This is a genomic window from Bradyrhizobium sp. RDI18 (assembly GCF_043203335.1).
GTDB classification, from domain to species: domain Bacteria; phylum Pseudomonadota; class Alphaproteobacteria; order Rhizobiales; family Xanthobacteraceae; genus Bradyrhizobium; species Bradyrhizobium retamae.
In genome coordinates this window covers 1323389-1338830 of sequence record NZ_JBICRN010000006.1, presented here as the reverse complement: position 1 = coordinate 1338830, position 15442 = coordinate 1323389, and the positions used below count along the sequence as shown (strand labels likewise).

Here is a 15442-nt window from a genome sequence, read left to right as displayed (position 1 = left end):
ACATCCTCGATCCATACACATCACATCGAGACTGGTCATGCGCACCAATATCGAAATCGACGACGCGTTGATGGCCGAAGCGCAGAAAGCCTCTGGCCAGAAAACCAAGAAGCAGACGGTGGAACAGGCGCCGCGCCTGATGATCAAGCTGCGCGGGCAGCAGGACGTCGATACGGCCTTTGGCAAGTACCGCTGGCGCGGCAACCTCGCCCGCAGTCGCAAGGCGCGAGGGGCTGGGTGATCGTTGTCGACAGAGCGTCTGGATCGATTTCCTCAACGGGCGTAATGCGCCTGATGTCCGGCGATCGCGCGCACTACTCGGCACGGGGGAGATTATCGTCGGCGACTTGATGCTTTGCGAGGTGCTGCAACGTCTCGACAGCGAGCGGGCAGCCCGCGAGGTGGAAGCTCTGCTGCGCCGCTTCGAGATCGTATCGATGGCCGGCGACGCGATCGCCACCGCTGCGGCCCGCAATTTCCGTTCCTTGCGACGCCGTGGCATCACGATCTGCAAGACCATCGACTTGCTGATTGGTACCTGGTGCATCGAGAATCGCAGGCCGCTGCTCCACAACGACAGCGACTTCAGGCCCATGATGCGGTATTTGGGGCTGATCGAGGTGCCGGCGCACGTGTGAATGCCGGTGAAGATGCGATACGCCAGTTAAGTGCGCTGGCACCGCAATCGCCTGATAGGGGAGCCGGTCTGAACGACCATGATCCAGTTTTTTGCCATGGGAGCAGCTACACCATCCCGCGTGCAGCGCCGTCAAATATAAAAGCGATAAGACGGTTTCGGCGTGGCGTTATCCGACAGTTCGCACATGAGCTCGCCGACGCGGCGTGCGAACAGAAGCGTGATGGGCAGTCGGGATATTCCGTCGCTCGAATTCCAGTTCATTTTCGTGAGCGTTAGAATCTCTTTTGCGCGATCCTTTATATTCGTTGCGGCTGCACTACCGAGTTCGAGCGGCGCCGGAATGTGCATGCCGGGATATTCGTTCCACCACGGCACGTAACCGCTCGTGAACAGGTAGGACTGATCCGTCAACGTGCAAAGCGTGCCGCGCCAAGGCTCTTCCTGGCCCTTTCGGACGATCCGGAATGACGTTGGTCGAAGCCAGATATAGTCCACCTTGGAAACACGATTTTTCGCTCCCTTGTTAAAGCCTTTCAGCTCTTCGGGCGCAAATCCGGTCGTTTTGTGAATGACGATTCTGTCGGGCATGACGCCGGCTCGGTTGAGATATTGAGAAAGGACGTCTTCGAGGAGCCCGGATGCTTGCGCCTCGTTGAGATATGGCTGCCTGTCGTGCTTCTGCTTGTGATCGATGTTAGCGCCCTTTAACGCAAACGGCTCGACGTCAGTTGAATAGGCTTGCGCGACGCTCGCGTAAACGAGGTGGCCGCTTCGCTTCTTCATGTGGTGGAATGAAATTCCGACGAAGCAGACGTTCTTCGGCAGGTCGGTCGGACGCCAGGGAATTCCCTTCGCCTTGTAATACAGCGAGGTGGCGAAGTTCCAGGACCGCGTCGCGTAGCTTTGACCCTTATCGTCGGCGCGGTCGATGGTGTCGCGCCGAAGGATCTGGATCGGAACAGCTTCGTCGTGTGTCATCGCGCGCGCTTTGATGGCGCGATAGAACGTTCGGAATAAAAGATCGTCAGCGACCGTATAGAGCTCTTGCGCTGCCTTCTTTTCTTCCTCGGATGGCTGGAACAGCGCGAGCTGGTCGCTTTCCTCTTCGGCCCTCAACACCTCCAGGGCTTTGCGCTCCTCGGGCGTCAGCCCGGGATTGGCCACACGCAAATCGCCGAGTTCGGGCTTGATGCATACGACGATGCAGTCGGGCGCTTCATCGCCAAACAAGCTGTTGATCCGGCCATCGAACATTTCGACGAGTTCATCGAACGTGCGCCCGGTCATCGCGTCTTTAAAGAGACTGTTGTAATGCACGGCTTCGATTGGCCGCACGAATTGATCCTCGATGACGAAGGAGCAATTAAGCGCTTCCTTCGACCCCGGCCAGTCGCGGAAGCGGTTGGAATTGCCTTCGAACGCGGGCGTGAATTGCTTGAGCCGGCTTATCCAGTTTCGCGCGGCTTCAATGTCATCGGGAAGACCCACAAGTCCAAGACGAATGGTTCTTAAGCCACGGTTGTCGGCCGGCCCGTTGGCCGCGAGACCGCGACGCGGGTCCACGTCGTGCGACGCATTCGCAAACTCGACTTCGGGTTCAGGCAGAACGTCGATCTTGAGTGGCAGAGCCATCGATCAGTCCTCCTTCCTGAACATCGATCGCCACGAAGGAGCCATCGAGGAGAAGTCCATCGACATGCCGGCCGCCGATATTGATCGTTTGGGCCCCTTGGGAAAGGAAACGGCTCCAGAAGACGAAATCACTTTCGACGTTCGCGTTGCGGTCGAATTTGATGCGGTGGGTTGCCTTGCCGGTGCGCATGTAACCGGGGAGTGGCGAAACGCCATCGCGCTTGGCGAACATGTAGAACGGCTTGATCCGAATTCCCCACATACCGGCTTGTCGGACAACCTCGTAACCAAATCCCTCACATTCGAACCAGGTTTGACCAGTGGCTCGGGCATCAGGCTCCAGAGATCGCCGGTGCGCCATTCGTAAACGAAGGTTCCAGCTTCTTCTAGCGGGACCTTTCGTTCCAGTTCACTCCAGCCTGTCACCTCGATCGGGATGTGCGTTAGATTCTGTGGCGTGGATGCAAAAGATAGAAGGTTGAGGACATAGGTGCCAACGGGCCTTGTATCGCGGGCCACGGTGGTTGAACCGGCGGATGCTTCGATCCGGAACAGTTCGGCGCTGAAACTGTCCTCGCCGGGCGGATAGGCAAAAGTGGCCGCGCCGCCGATCTCGGCTGCAAGCTCGCAGGTGTCGGTAAGGCCGGTGCCGGCCCGCTCCATCGCGCTTATGCCGAAGAACACGTCGCATAGGGCACGGTTGCGCAGCTCGCTAAACTGCGGCACGGGCTCGAAAGCACCGTCGGGCCCGAGTGTAAGGCGGTTCATGGCTGAGGGGAGCCGCGAACCCGGATTGATGAAACGAATGGATCGGTTCGGCACCACGTCGATCTGAGACGGCCTCGCGATCGAAAAATCGCGATGAACGATCATGTTCACCAGCAGCTCGATCAAGGCCCGGTCAGGATAGGATTTGCGCGTTTCGTGCTGGCGGCGCACCTTGACCTTGATCGGCGGATTGACCTGCTCCTCGTCAAACCATTCGAGCACGGCCTTGTATTGGCTGAGTAAGTTGCCGTTGAAAACTTTTCGCTTTTTTCCCGTGACCGTGCCCGTGATCACGTTGTGAGAGAAGAAGCGCCCCATATCGCGGCCGAAGAGAAGAATGCAGGCGGCGCTCGGCTTTTCATCATCTTCGACGCGGACCAACAAACCCAGCTCTCGCATGAGTGGCTTCAACTGGGAAGAGTCGATCGGCCCGCGGTTGAGCTTGGTGCAGTATTGCCGCAGCGTCGTGAGCGCGAGATCCGTATCGACATCGGCCCAGGTTGCGTTAAGGACCGGTTCGTCGTCGAATTGCAGCGTCGGCATCGGCGCATCGGCGGAAGCAAAACGCTGGATGCCGGCGAGTTCGGTATTGAGATCGACAAAGAGCTCGTCGAACCCATCGATTTCCAAGTAACGGAAATTACTGCCAAGCCGTTGCGCGAGCGCCTCGACATTCGGGTGCGGCGTTTCTGCGGGGCGGTGGCACCAATAGATGCCTTGCCGAAACTTGAGCCCCGTATCTTCGCCAAGCAAGGACTTCGTGATGGAAGGCTCGGCGCCGCGGTAGCCGACGACGATGAGGGGCGTCGCATCCAAAAGGGGCGTTAGCTTCCTGACGAGTTCTGGGTCGAGTGTTTGCGTCTCGCTGACGAGGTTTCGATCGGTGTATTGCTCGGCCTTGCCGTGAAGCCAGACGATTTGCGCCCGCGCGAAGGGATTATACTCGTTGAAGTCGTCGGGTCCGCGATTGACCTCGGCTACGTATCGGATGTGCGGCAGCTTCTCGTTCAAGGCTTTCGGCAGGCACACGTCGAAATTGGTCGTGAGGATCGTGCCGGCCAGCCCGCGCAGCACGAGTTCGGCGACAGCCCGGTAGCCGGGGCCGAGTTCTTGCTTCAAGGCAACAAGGCCGAGCAGGGCGTTTCGACGATAAGCTTCTGGACGAAGCTGGTCCTGGATCAGGAGAGGAAAGTTTTCCGCGAGGCGACCGGCGCCATCGACAAACCAAGATTGCCCTTGGAGCCAAGCGGTCCATTCCGACACCTTGATCTGCTCAGTTAGAGTCTTGCCGCCGAGAACGCGATCGGCGTAAACCTGTTTTGCAAGGCGGTTGACGCTTTCGCCGGCAAGCGGAATCCCGGACGAAAACGATGCCCCGGCGCCGAATAAAAACGTCGGCCTTGCATCGTTGTCCGGCGTGAGCAAAGAGCGGAGAAGCGCGACGCTCGTGGAATGGGTCATTAATAGTGGCTGGCCGATTCGGCGGAACAAAACAAGCACAAAGCCGCTGCCCGCGCGGGATTTCCACAAGGAGAAATCACGGGTGTTTTGGCCGCTCAGCGGCCTTATCAGTCGACCTGGATATTCTATAACATTCGTGTCCGGAGTCCCGCCAAGCGACTGGCGATGCTCATGCGAGGAGAAGCGGAAGTAATTTTTCGGCTACCTTGACAGCGCCAAATCATTCGCCTGCACCCCTGGGCCCTGCGCGCAAACACTAATTTCCCCAGCCAAATCAACGTGATTTGCACCGTCCAGTCCCTTCCGAAAAAACAATTTCCTTTTCGACCACCCCAAATCAGCACTAAAAATCTCGCTGTCTCATCCCTCACGAGGGGCGGATCGCGATCGTCACGGACGCGGGGTGGGATGTGGTGGACGCAGCAGCGTCGGGCGCGAGAAGGTGTTCGCAGGGCGGTTATCCGTGAGCGAACACGGCGCGCAAGACGTACGGCGCTGAAGCGTACGGCAAAACCGTGTGGTCCTGACACCCGTGGCTGGTGCCAAGCTGCCGGTGGCGAATTTGATCCAACCGGATCGATCTCGCCATCAAGCCGGCAGTGATGGAGGCAAGAGGAATTCGTCTCCAGGGAGAGCTCGGCATAAGCCGTCAAACCATTGCGCAGGGAATGCCGGAGTGCTCCGGCTGTACCTGTATGCTCGTGTGCGCATCTTACTCCATCTCTTGCACACGAGACCGCGGGTGCAGCAAGCACCCGGCATTCCCTGCTCCCTCTGTCTTGAGGGAAAAGGTTCATGCAAACCTCGGGCGCATCGCGCCGCGAGAAGGCGAGGTCATGTCTCCGAACGTTGACGCAAGCAAGTTCGTTATATCAGGCAAAGAACCGCGCCAGCGTGAGGTAGTCTGTGGCGCCTCAGGCTTCGTTCTTCGGAACGTATTTTCCGAGCACGCACTTGTAACGTTGCAATCGCCATTCGCGATACGGCCCCTTGGCGAGCCAATCGGCGATTCCAATCTGCGCGTTGACCGCGCAGGCGCTCATGGTGATGCCGGACTGGTCACTGGTGGTGACGATTTTTTCGAGACAGAGTTGGCTGTTGCAGAGAACGGCGACGAGAGTAACGAGCATGGCGACCTTCGTTGCTGGATATCAGTTCGTTTGGCTTATTTCGTTCAACCTATGCAGGGTTCATGCCAGCCACGGTTCACACCGTGGTCTTCGGGGCGCCCCGTCGGGGAAATCGGGCCGTAAAAATACGCACTTCAGCCCAAACGCCTTTTCTGGCGCGGCACGGAAAATAGAACGCTCAGGGAATACAGATTGCGTTGACAGTAGAGTGGCAAGGCGGACGATTCGCAAAGCGTAGAACTACGGCCGCCCCGCCGGAATGGCGATAACTGTCGTTAAGCGGCAACAGTTCTGTATTGCATCGGGCGGACTCGCGATGAATTCAGATGATCGGCAGATTTCCGCTTCGAAGCGCACTTCTGACTCAATCCGGACATTGCGCCGTGTTGGTTTCGCGCTCAGTTTGCAGAGCGTTCCCTTCCGGGAGCAGGATGAGACATTCGTGCAACAACCAGCGTCCTAAATTTCGGAAGACGCATCGTTAAGGAGCGACTGTCTGCTGGTGCGGGTATAATCGCATCAACAGTTCGCGTAGGAGTTTTCGATGTCGAAGTTTGCGATTGAGACGCAAGCCGAACACGTCGTTGACGGTCGTCAATCGGGTCCGGTTGTTGCCGCGTTTGCGGCCGTTGACGGAAGCTCCGGGTATGCTGTCGAGACGGACGGTTGTGTAGGCCGGCTGTTCACCGGAGCGAGACTGGCTTTCATACTTGCGAGGCGGGGGCTGCATGACAGGCCGCCCGACCACGCACGCGATCTCCGCGGCAGAGCTGACGGGGGAGGGTGATGCTGCGCGCATCAGGCATCAGCTTGAGAGCCTGGCTAGTGCCTCAAGTCGCACGCCCAGATTAGTGGCGACACCTGCGGAAGAGATGAGCGTCAAACCATCTGACGAGGCGCCCTTGCCGGCAGCGAAGCGCGGCCGCTCCTCTTCCGCTTCCGGTCGCGCCAAGGCCAGCAAGAGTACCAAGGCCAAGGCCGCCAAGGCCAAGATAACCGAAGACAAGATAGCCGAAGACAAGTCAGCCGAAGACAAGACAGCAGACGTCAAGGCAACCGAGCTCGGTGGCGAGCCGGAGGCGCCCAACGCGCCGTTCGAGCCGCTGACGGTTTCCGTCGCGCCCATCGTGGCGGAGGCCGTTCCGGCCACGTCGACAGCCACCAGCCGCACCATCGCCCTCGTCGCAGCTTTCGCGCTGGCAACGGTTGCGGCCTATTTTTCAGTCGCGGGCATGGCCGAAATATTTCCCGGTGATCCGGTTGCCGTGATGGTGCTCGCCGCCACGATGGAGGCCGGCAAGCTGGTGATCGCCGGATGGCTGGCGACGCATTGGCGCCGGACCAACTGGAAAATGCGTTTCGTCATGGTCGCGCTCGTTGCCGGGCTTGCGCTGATCAACGCCGCCGGCGTGTTCGGCAAACTGGTCGAGGCGCATGTCAGCGTCGCTGCCACGGCGCGCTCCGGCGTCACCGAGCGCATCGAAGCGCTGGACGCGCGCGTCTCGGCGCAATCGGCTGTCGTTGCCGATTTGACCAACCGCATCGCGCAAATCGACCGTGCCGTGGATGAATCGACACGGCGCGGCCGGGTGACGCGGGCCATCAACATCGCAACACAGGAGCGCGCGACACGGGACGGGCTGGATACGCAGCGCCAGACGGCCACCGCAACGCTGGTTGGACTGCAGGCGCAACGCGCGGCGCTGGCCGGCGAACGTTCGCGCATCGAGGCATCCGCCGGACCGATCCAGTATCTCGCGATGATGGTCGGTGCCGCACCGGAAGCCGCGGTTCGCTGGCTGATATTGTTGATGGTGCTCTGCTGCGATCCCGCAGCGATCGCCTTGACGGTCGCGGCGGCCAGTTCGCGACGCTAGCTAAGTTAGAGAGGTCGCCGAACCCGTCACCGGCGGTAAGCGCGTTCGTTGGACCGGTTACATGGTCCTGCCTTTCGACAATTTCGCGGTTTTCGCCTGTTTTGCTACGGTTTTCGCCTGTTTTGCTGCCTTGTGATCGTGCCGCTTGTGATCGGGCCGTGCGGCCACACGGACGCGCTTCTTTGCGCTCGCTTGCACGTCTTGCGTCTTCGTTCCGCCGCGGCGGGAGGCATATTCCTTGCCGTCGATCGGCCCGACGTGCGGCGGATCCCTGTCGAGGTAGGGCCGTCCGATTCCAAATTCCTTGCCGTGCTCATCGATCCATTTCCAGAACTTGTCCGTGGAGACCCATCGCTGCGCCCGGCTTGCGCCGTTGACGCTCACCACGTCAGCCGCGAGTCCGCGGCCGTAGCCGCCACGCAAACTCCCGCCATGGTAGGACCGATCGCTTGCCGCCTTCAGGCCGCTGGCGATTGATTGACGGTAGTCATCGCGAAACGCGCTGGTGATGCCGGGCGAGTGCCCGGCCTGCTCCGCCGCGTGGAGCATATGAAAGAGCTTTAGCTTGAAGCTCTTGTCCATGCCGCCGATCACGTAGTCCATCATGGTCATGCCGGCTCTTTCCGCGGCCTTCGGGTCCTTCCACGTAAAATCGTCGTCGACACGCCTGGTAAAGGTCTTGGTGACAGTCACCGTCTTGCCCTTCCTCTTGACCGTCACTTTCCTCCGCTCATGCACCTTGATGGCGTCGATCTTGGGCGCGCGCTCGTAGAGAGCCCACAAATAGCGATCGATGCAGGGCTCCGCGACCAGACATTCCTCGTTGATCTCGATGGTGCGCACTGCCGGCACGGCTTTGTCGGGTGCAGAATCGGGCGTCATCGTCGTTGCAATCTCGGCGGAAGAAACTTCCGGCGGCAGTATCTCCGCCGGATCGGTCAGCGTGGCCACGACAACAGGTTTCGGCTCATCCGAGCCCGCGGTCGTGTCAGGAGCTTTCGACGTATCGGGAGCTTTCGTTGTGTCAGGCGCTTTCCCGATCACGGATGCGGTAGGGATCGGCACATCGATGGCATCGATGGCGGCGCTTGCCAGGGCGATCACAGGCGGCGTGTGCGTGGGCGCGGCGGTTGCGGTGAGAGATGGCTCTTGACGTTCCACGACTGAAGGCGCGTCGGCGTTCTCGATGGAAGCAGCGGCATTCTTGGTGGAAGCGCTGGTGACAGAAGCGCTGACGCGTTCGGTGGAAGCCGAATCGAAGCCAGCGAAACAAATGAGAACCCAGCTCGCTAGAGCCGAGCCCGCGACAATGTTGATGCGGCGCTGCGCCGTCGTCGCCAATCGCCAGGGGTCCATGATCCGGCCTCCCAAGGCTCCGCATGAGCCTGATTACACAAGCACGCGACAGGGTTCATTCTTCGGATTGCGAAATGAATCCGCAACGGCCGAAGACTACGGGATTATCTGTTTTTTCTAGGGTGTTGCCTCAAAACAACGAGCGGCACAATGGAACTTGTTGTGTATTTTTGGGACTTGTGTGCGATACCGACAAGGGCTTACCCCAGCAATGCCGCATCCGCGCCGTTCACCGCATCGGCACTGTCGGTCACCGTCTTCTCCAGCGAGCCCGCCTGCACGGTAATATTTTCCGCAAAGAACCGCGCGACCGTCACGTAGCGCTGCGGATCGCCGGCATCGCCATGGCTCTTCGCGGCCAGCGCTTCGCCGGCCAGCATGCAGCCGCCAAGCGTCGAGCCGAACAGGCGCAGATAAGGCGTGGCGCCGGCGAGCGCGTCGTTCGGCGCAGACGCCACGCGCTCCAGGAGCCACTTGCTGGCGCGCTCGAGCGAGCCGAGCGCCTCGCGCAGTTTCGCGCCGGTCGTGCCGAAGGCGGGATCGTTCGAGGTTTCGACCTGCTGGACGATGCCGCCAAGTTCGTCGAGCAGCGCCCACACCGATGCGCCGCCATTTGCCGCGAGTTTGCGCGTCACGAGATCGATCGACTGGATGCCGTTGGTGCCCTCGTAGATCGAGGTGATGCGCGCGTCGCGATAATGCTGCGCGGCGCCGGTTTCCTCGATGAAGCCCATGCCGCCATGAATCTGCACGCCGAGATACGTCACCTCGTTGCCGATATCGGTGGAGAATGCTTTTGCGATCGGCGTCAGCAGCGCGCCGCGCGCGGCCGCATCGGCGCGCACCTTCGGGTCCTTGGCGCGGGTGGCGATATCGAGCGCCACCGCCGTGGCATAACAGATCGAGCGCGCCGCCGCCGTCATGCTACGCATCTGCAACAGCATGCGCTTGACGTCGGGATGCACGATGATCGGATCGAGCCCGTCGCCCTTCTTGCCGATCGCGCGGCCCTGTTTGCGCTCCTGTGCAAAGGCCAGCGCCTGCTGATAGGCGCGGTCGGCAATGCCGACGCCTTCGAGGCCGACGCCGAGGCGGGCTTGGTTCATCATCGTGAACATGCATAGCATGCCCTTGTTTTCCTCGCCGATCAGGTAACCTATCGCGCCGCCATGATCGCCCATCGTCATGGTGCAGGTGGGGGAGGCGTGCATGCCGAGCTTGTGCTCGACGCCGGACGGATAGATGTCGTTGCGCGCCCCGAGCGAGCCGTCGGCGTTGACGAGGAATTTCGGAATCAGAAACAGCGAAATCCCTTGGTGCCCGCGGGCGCATCGGGCAGGCGCGCCAGCACGAAATGCACGATGTTGTCGGTCATGTCGTGGTCGCCATAGGTGATGAAGATTTTGCTGCCCTTGATGCGGTAGGTGCCGCCGCCGGCGCGTTCGGCACGGGTGCGCAGTGCGCCGACGTCGGAGCCGGCCTGCGGCTCGGTGAGCTGCATGGTGCCGGTCCATTCGCCGGAGACGAGTTTCTGCAGATAGATCTTTTTCAGTTCCTCGCTGCCATGGGCGTCGAGCGCCTCGATCGCCGAGAGCGTGAGCAGCGGGCAGAGGCCGAAAGCGATGTTCGAGGCGCTCCAGATTTCGGTGCAGGCGGCGTTGATGGCGAGCGGCAGGCCCTGGCCGCCAAACGCTTCCGGACCCGATACCGCGTTCCACCCGGCGGCGGCCCAGCGCTGGTAGGCGTCCGGCCAGCCCGGCGCGGTCGTCACCTTGTTGTCCGCAAGCTTGATGCCGTGTTCGTCGCCCACCCGGTTCAGCGGCGCCAGCACGTCGCCGGCGAATTTGCCGGCTTCCTCCAGCACGGCGGCGGTGATCTCGGCGTCGAAATCGCCGTAATGGCCGGCCTTCACGGCCGCCTGCAGGCCGGCGCCGTGGTTGAGCGCGAGCAGGATGTCGGAGATCGGCGCGCGGTAGGTCATGACGATAATCTCGCTTTTTGGGTAGTGAGCTGCCGCCGTCTTCCCACGAAACCGGGGTTCTCTCAACTCTCCGGTGGGCGGTATCGGTCCCGCCCGGGCGCGAAAAACCGGCCCGGGAGACCGGAAGCAGCGACCCTTTATAGCGACCCTTTATAAAGGGTCAGACCGAGGGAGCTGATTTTGGGGTGAAATTCGCCCCCGCTGCCTGTTGAAATGGCGGGGCTCCCTCTATAGACCGGCGGTGCCGGACACGGATCGCGTCGGTCCCCGCGTCCCGGCCCGGCCTTTTGGGGCGTAGCCAAGCGGTAAGGCAGCGGATTTTGATTCCGCCATTCGGAGGTTCGATCCCTCCCGCCCCAGCCAGTTGATATTGCTTACCTAAATCGCCCTTTCGGGGCTGCATTCTGAACGGCGCGATTCCGCTGCCCGTTGATGGATGAGAACGAAAGTACGGCTCAACGACCAATGCGAGCAGTCCTTCAGAAATGGGACGGGCCACTGAGGTCGAGTAGGTGCAGACAAATGGTCGGGGCAGGAGAGACACACTTGCCGCCGAAGAGCAGACCTCAATTGCCTGGGATGGCAAACCTCGGACCCAACTTGCGCTTAGCCGCGCGCCGCCGGTTGAGCTTGAGAACAAAGAATCCTTGCAGCTGGATTGGTAGCGCTCCCCCGCTACCACGGGCCACGATTGTCCCACGCCAAACTACGATTTTCTGCGATTTCGTGCGCGCGATGGTAGCGCCCAAGGTGCAGGCCGCATCATCGGTGGCGTTCGCGGAATGAACGAGAGGCTCCGGACGAGTCCCAGGTCGGGATGGCACGAACCGTGACGTCGGTAGCGATCAGCCAGCCGAACCTGGTCACATGCATTGTCTAAGCTGAAGCCTGCGCCGATGAACCGCAAACTTGCAGTTATCGTTGCCGAATTGTCGTCAGTTGCTTGAGATGCCGGCTTCCTTGATGAGATTGCGCCATTTGACAACTTCCGACGAGATCAGAGCTTTGAACTCAGCCTGGCTTGTGTAGATCGGATCGGCTCCGATATCGATCATCCGTTTCTGCACCGCCGGATCCGACATGATCTTGACCACCTCGGCGTGAAGCCGATCCACAATCGGTTTTGGCGTTCCTTTCGGAACGAGCAGGCCGAACCAAGCAGAGGATTCCAGATCCGAAATACCCGCTTCCGCCATGGTGGGGACGTTCGGAAGTGCCTTGCTGCGTTGCTTGCTGGTGACCGCCAGCGGCTTTATCTGACCGGCCTGCAGTTGGCTCGCAATGTTGGGTATGAGCTGAAAGCTGGCCGGCACGTCGCCCGACACAAGATCGACGGTTAGTTGGCCGGCCCCGCGGTAGGGAACATGAAGCAAACGCGTTCCGGTCCGGCGCTCGAACAGCACGCCGGCAAGATGTTGCGAGCTTCCATTGCCGATGGACGAATATGAGATCTGCTCTCGGCTCGCTTTCGCAAAATCGATGAATTCCTGCACATTGGATACCGGAACCTTGGCCGGATTGACGACCAGAACATTGGGCATGGTCGAGATCAGCGAGATCGGTTCGAAAGCGGTCTCTGGATCATAGGGAAGATCCGTCGTCAGCGTCTTGTTGACGGCGAGCGGGCCCGAAGAGCTCAGCAGCAGGGTGTACCCGTCCGGAGCGGACCTTGCCACGTTGTTCGTGCCGATATTGCCGCCGGCGCCTCCCTTGTTTTCGACCACAATCGTGCCGCGAAGAGCCTCTCCCAGTTTGTCGGCGAGGATACGGGTGATGGCGTCACTTGCGCCTCCGGCCGGAAAAGGCACCACCAATGTTATCGGACGCGACGGATAATTCTCTGCGGTTGCCGACGCGCCGTGCATGACGAGAGCGGACAACGTGCAGAGTGCAATGGCAGTGGAGCGGAATAGCATTGGCGTCCTCAAAGGGTGGGGGCCGGCGGACCGTGGCCCCCCGGACACTCTTGTCCATGGGGCTCGTGCGACCTGTACCCGAACGTTTCCTCGCGGCGCACTTGGGCGCCCTTGAGGTCCAATTCTGGACACGCAACCGACGCACCTCGATTCCGTCGAGTCTCGGGACTTACCAAAGCGTCTCAAAAAAACTTCGCATGCTGTCGATGCGATTTCTGCGGGGGATGGGCTCGATCTAGAACGCCAGCTATTTTCGTCGGCCGCGCTTAAGTAAAATCGAAAGCGCCCCGGTGGCGACATGTCAGTTGTGTTAGCGCGTCGAGTGAATGCGCGCCCAGTTGTCCCATTGCGGTTTCCAGTTCTTCCTTCAGCAGCCCAGCTACATAGGCTGCGCCGTGCTCGCCGAGCGCGCCAAGGCCGAGAAGGAAAGCGCGGCCTGCAAATGTGCCGCGGGCGCCCAGCGCGAGGGCACGGGCGACGTCGAGGCCCGAGCGGATGCCGCTATCGAACAGGACGGTGGTCCTCGCTCCCACTTTGGCTACGATGGCGGGCAGAACATCGATCGCAGCAGGCGCAGCATCGAGCTGCCGGCCTCCATGATTGGAGACCATGATGCCATCGACTCCTGCCGCAATTGCCTGTTCGGCGTCGTCGGGATGCATGACACCTTTCACGACGAGCGCGCCCGGCCAGGCGTCCCGCATTCGCTTTGCGAAATCCCACGAAAACGTGCCCTTGATCTGGCTCTGCACAAAGCCTGCCGTGTTCGCCAGCGTCGCCGGTTTTTCGACATAGCGCTCCATGTTGCGGAAGGCCGGCGTGCCTGCTTTGGCCAGTGCAAGCAGCCACGGCGGCGATAGAGCTACGTCCAGGATGGTTCTGGGCGTGGGACGAAACGGTACGACCAGGCCGTTGCGCAGATCACGCGGCCGCTTGGAGCGCACCGGCGCATCCAGTGTCGCGGCGAGCACCCGCACGCCGGCGGCAGCCGCCCGCTTGATCAGATCGAAGGTAACGGCGTGGTCGTCCGCGGGCAATCCATAGAGCTGAAACCAGGCATAGGGACCTGCAAGCTCGACAACCTCTTCGATCGCTGCGGTGGCGAGCGTGCCGGCAATATAGGGAATGCGTGCCTTGCCGGCCGCGCGCGCGAGAATCCGCGTAGCGCCGGGCCAGACGATGCCGTCGACCCCCACCGGAGAAATGCCGAGCGGCGCGGCGCAATGGACGCCGAACAGCTCAACCTCCGTGCAGACGGGACCGGGATTGCCGTAGCGGGGGACCAATTCCACCGCGTCGAGGGCCAGTCGATTGCGCCTCGTGTTCAGATCGCTTCCGGTGCCGCCCTCAAGAAAGTCGAAGGCAAAACGCGGGATGCGCCGGCGCGCGCAGCGCTCGATGTCGTCCAGCGTGGGCAAGCGCTGCCGCAGGCGAGCCTCGGGAGTCGTTCCGCTACCTGCACCCCAGGCGTGCGCGCGCGGCGAGGAGCGGCGAAGATCGCCCGTCATGAGAAAGCGTCCTTGTTGCGTTTCTTCCCATAGGATGCATCGGGTCATCACGGCAAATAATTAGGGATGATAGCCGCGATAATTTCGGATGATTACCGGGCGATGCCTCTATCGGGACCTTGCGCGCCGGACCGCGCTGCGCCTCGGGACGTCGCCGGCAGTCGGCTGCACGTAGTTGCTTGCCGAGGTCGCTGCCTCGAGCAGGTCGCGGCGAATGATATCCAGCACGGCTCTGGCGGTGGCGGACACCATTCGGCGCGGATGATGAACCCAGGCGATCGATCGGGTGATACGCGGTTCTGCAAACCGGTGCGCTCGCACCCGGCCGTCGGACAGCGACTGTTGAAGCGCAATTGTGGGCAGCACGGTCACGAGGTTCGTGGTGGCGATCACATCGCAAACCGCGGGCAAGGTGTCGAGCTCCAGTCTGGGCTTCAATTCGATGCCGGCTGTGGCGGCGTGCTCCTCCAGGATCATGCGCAGGCCGTGCCGTTTCGATGGCATGACCAGATCAAACTCGGCCAGATGCTCGAAGCGCAGGTTCGTCGGCGGCTTGATCGGTGCATCCTTTCGGCAGGCGAATACCATTTCCTCGTCCATCACATGGTGCGCGGCGAGCGAAACGCGCCGGCGCGGCACGTTGATCAGCGCAAAGTCGAGTTGCCCGGAATTCACCCAGTCGGTCAGCGTTTCGGTGTAGCCCTCGCAGGCCGAGAGCGTGATCTCCGGATAGAGTTGCGCGACGGTTGCAGACGAACTCGCCATCGTGCTTTGCGCCACCGACGTGATCAGCCCGACTGAAACCCGCCCCGAGATCCGGCCGTTGAGCCGCGCCATTTCCTGCTTGGCATACTCGACATCGCGCACGATCGGCGAGACGAGCCGGGAGAACGCTTCGCCGGCGATCGTCAGCGTCATGCCGCTGTTGCTTCGTTCGAACAGCTTTTGGCCGAGCTCGGCCTCAAGCTTGGCGATCTGCATGCTGAGTGCCGGCTGCACGATGTTGAGCTGGCGGGCCGCGCGGGTCACGTTCCGCTCTTCCGCCAGGCAAAGGAAGTATTGCATCTGCCTGAATTCCATCGCCGTTCCCTCCCTGTCCTGACGAACCCCTGCACGGCCATCATTTCAGATGATGGAGTTGATCATCAATCATTATTTGTTCTGATCCTGACT

General features: G+C 61.0%; 10 protein-coding genes, 1 tRNA gene and 1 pseudogene. 4 read left to right on the top strand and 8 right to left on the bottom strand.

Annotation, left to right across the window (positions count from 1 at the left end; genetic code table 11):
- The first annotated feature begins 37 nt into the window (after positions 1 to 37).
- Positions 38 to 241 (top strand): type II toxin-antitoxin system VapB family antitoxin, encoded by a 204-nt coding sequence (locus tag ACFXS9_RS07365; protein WP_392686725.1) that lies wholly within the window; start codon positions 38 to 40, stop codon positions 239 to 241.
- Positions 180 to 638 carry a PIN domain-containing protein gene (locus tag ACFXS9_RS07360; protein ID WP_392686722.1) on the top strand — a complete coding sequence of 153 codons (459 nt, stop codon included), beginning with the start codon at positions 180 to 182 and terminating at the stop codon, positions 636 to 638. Before ACFXS9_RS07365 ends, ACFXS9_RS07360 begins: the two co-directional genes overlap by 62 nt.
- A gap of 131 nt (positions 639 to 769) precedes the next feature.
- On the opposite strand, the gene ACFXS9_RS07355 is transcribed toward ACFXS9_RS07360, so the two are convergent.
- The 3 genes from ACFXS9_RS07355 to ACFXS9_RS07345 all read right to left on the bottom strand — a co-directional run bounded on the left by ACFXS9_RS07355 (position 770) and on the right by ACFXS9_RS07345 (position 5631).
- On the bottom strand, positions 770 to 2272 hold the full coding sequence (locus ACFXS9_RS07355) for a hypothetical protein (protein ID WP_392686719.1): 1503 nt from the start codon (positions 2270 to 2272) through the stop codon (positions 770 to 772).
- 3 nt (positions 2273 to 2275) lie between these two features.
- Complete coding sequence (locus tag ACFXS9_RS07350) at positions 2276 to 4501, bottom strand: SIR2 family protein (protein ID WP_392686716.1); 2226 nt, start codon at positions 4499 to 4501, stop codon at positions 2276 to 2278.
- A gap of 914 nt (positions 4502 to 5415) precedes the next feature.
- Positions 5416 to 5631 carry a hypothetical protein gene (locus tag ACFXS9_RS07345; protein ID WP_057843360.1) on the bottom strand — a complete coding sequence of 72 codons (216 nt, stop codon included), beginning with the start codon at positions 5629 to 5631 and terminating at the stop codon, positions 5416 to 5418.
- Between the two features lie 902 nt (positions 5632 to 6533).
- Here ACFXS9_RS07345 and ACFXS9_RS07340 point away from each other — a divergent pair.
- A complete protein-coding gene (locus ACFXS9_RS07340; protein WP_392686713.1) occupies positions 6534 to 7508 on the top strand; it encodes a hypothetical protein in 975 nt (324 codons plus the stop codon).
- 57 nt (positions 7509 to 7565) lie between these two features.
- On the opposite strand, the gene ACFXS9_RS07335 is transcribed toward ACFXS9_RS07340, so the two are convergent.
- Together ACFXS9_RS07335 and ACFXS9_RS07330 are read right to left on the bottom strand one after the other, a co-directional pair.
- A complete protein-coding gene (locus ACFXS9_RS07335) occupies positions 7566 to 8864 on the bottom strand; it encodes a hypothetical protein (RefSeq protein WP_392686710.1) in 1299 nt (432 codons plus the stop codon).
- A 200-nt stretch (positions 8865 to 9064) separates the two neighbouring features.
- Positions 9065 to 10845: pseudogene (locus tag ACFXS9_RS07330) on the bottom strand (acyl-CoA dehydrogenase).
- 288 nt (positions 10846 to 11133) lie between these two features.
- On the opposite strand from ACFXS9_RS07330, the gene ACFXS9_RS07325 reads away from it, so the two are divergent.
- A tRNA-Gln gene (locus ACFXS9_RS07325) sits at positions 11134 to 11208 on the top strand.
- Positions 11209 to 11780: 572 nt separating this feature from the next.
- Here the strand turns inward: ACFXS9_RS07325 and ACFXS9_RS07320 are convergent.
- The 3 genes from ACFXS9_RS07320 to ACFXS9_RS07310 all read right to left on the bottom strand — a co-directional run bounded on the left by ACFXS9_RS07320 (position 11781) and on the right by ACFXS9_RS07310 (position 15349).
- The gene (locus ACFXS9_RS07320) at positions 11781 to 12947 is read right to left on the bottom strand and encodes a Bug family tripartite tricarboxylate transporter substrate binding protein (protein ID WP_392686707.1); all 1167 of its coding nucleotides are present in this window, start codon (positions 12945 to 12947) and stop codon (positions 11781 to 11783) included.
- A gap of 80 nt (positions 12948 to 13027) precedes the next feature.
- Positions 13028 to 14269 carry an alpha-hydroxy acid oxidase gene (locus ACFXS9_RS07315; RefSeq protein ID WP_392686704.1) on the bottom strand — a complete coding sequence of 414 codons (1242 nt, stop codon included), beginning with the start codon at positions 14267 to 14269 and terminating at the stop codon, positions 13028 to 13030.
- 108 nt (positions 14270 to 14377) lie between these two features.
- Positions 14378 to 15349, bottom strand: coding sequence for a LysR family transcriptional regulator (locus ACFXS9_RS07310; RefSeq protein ID WP_392686700.1), 972 nt, complete (start codon positions 15347 to 15349; stop codon positions 14378 to 14380).
- Positions 15350 to 15442: the final 93 nt, after the last annotated feature.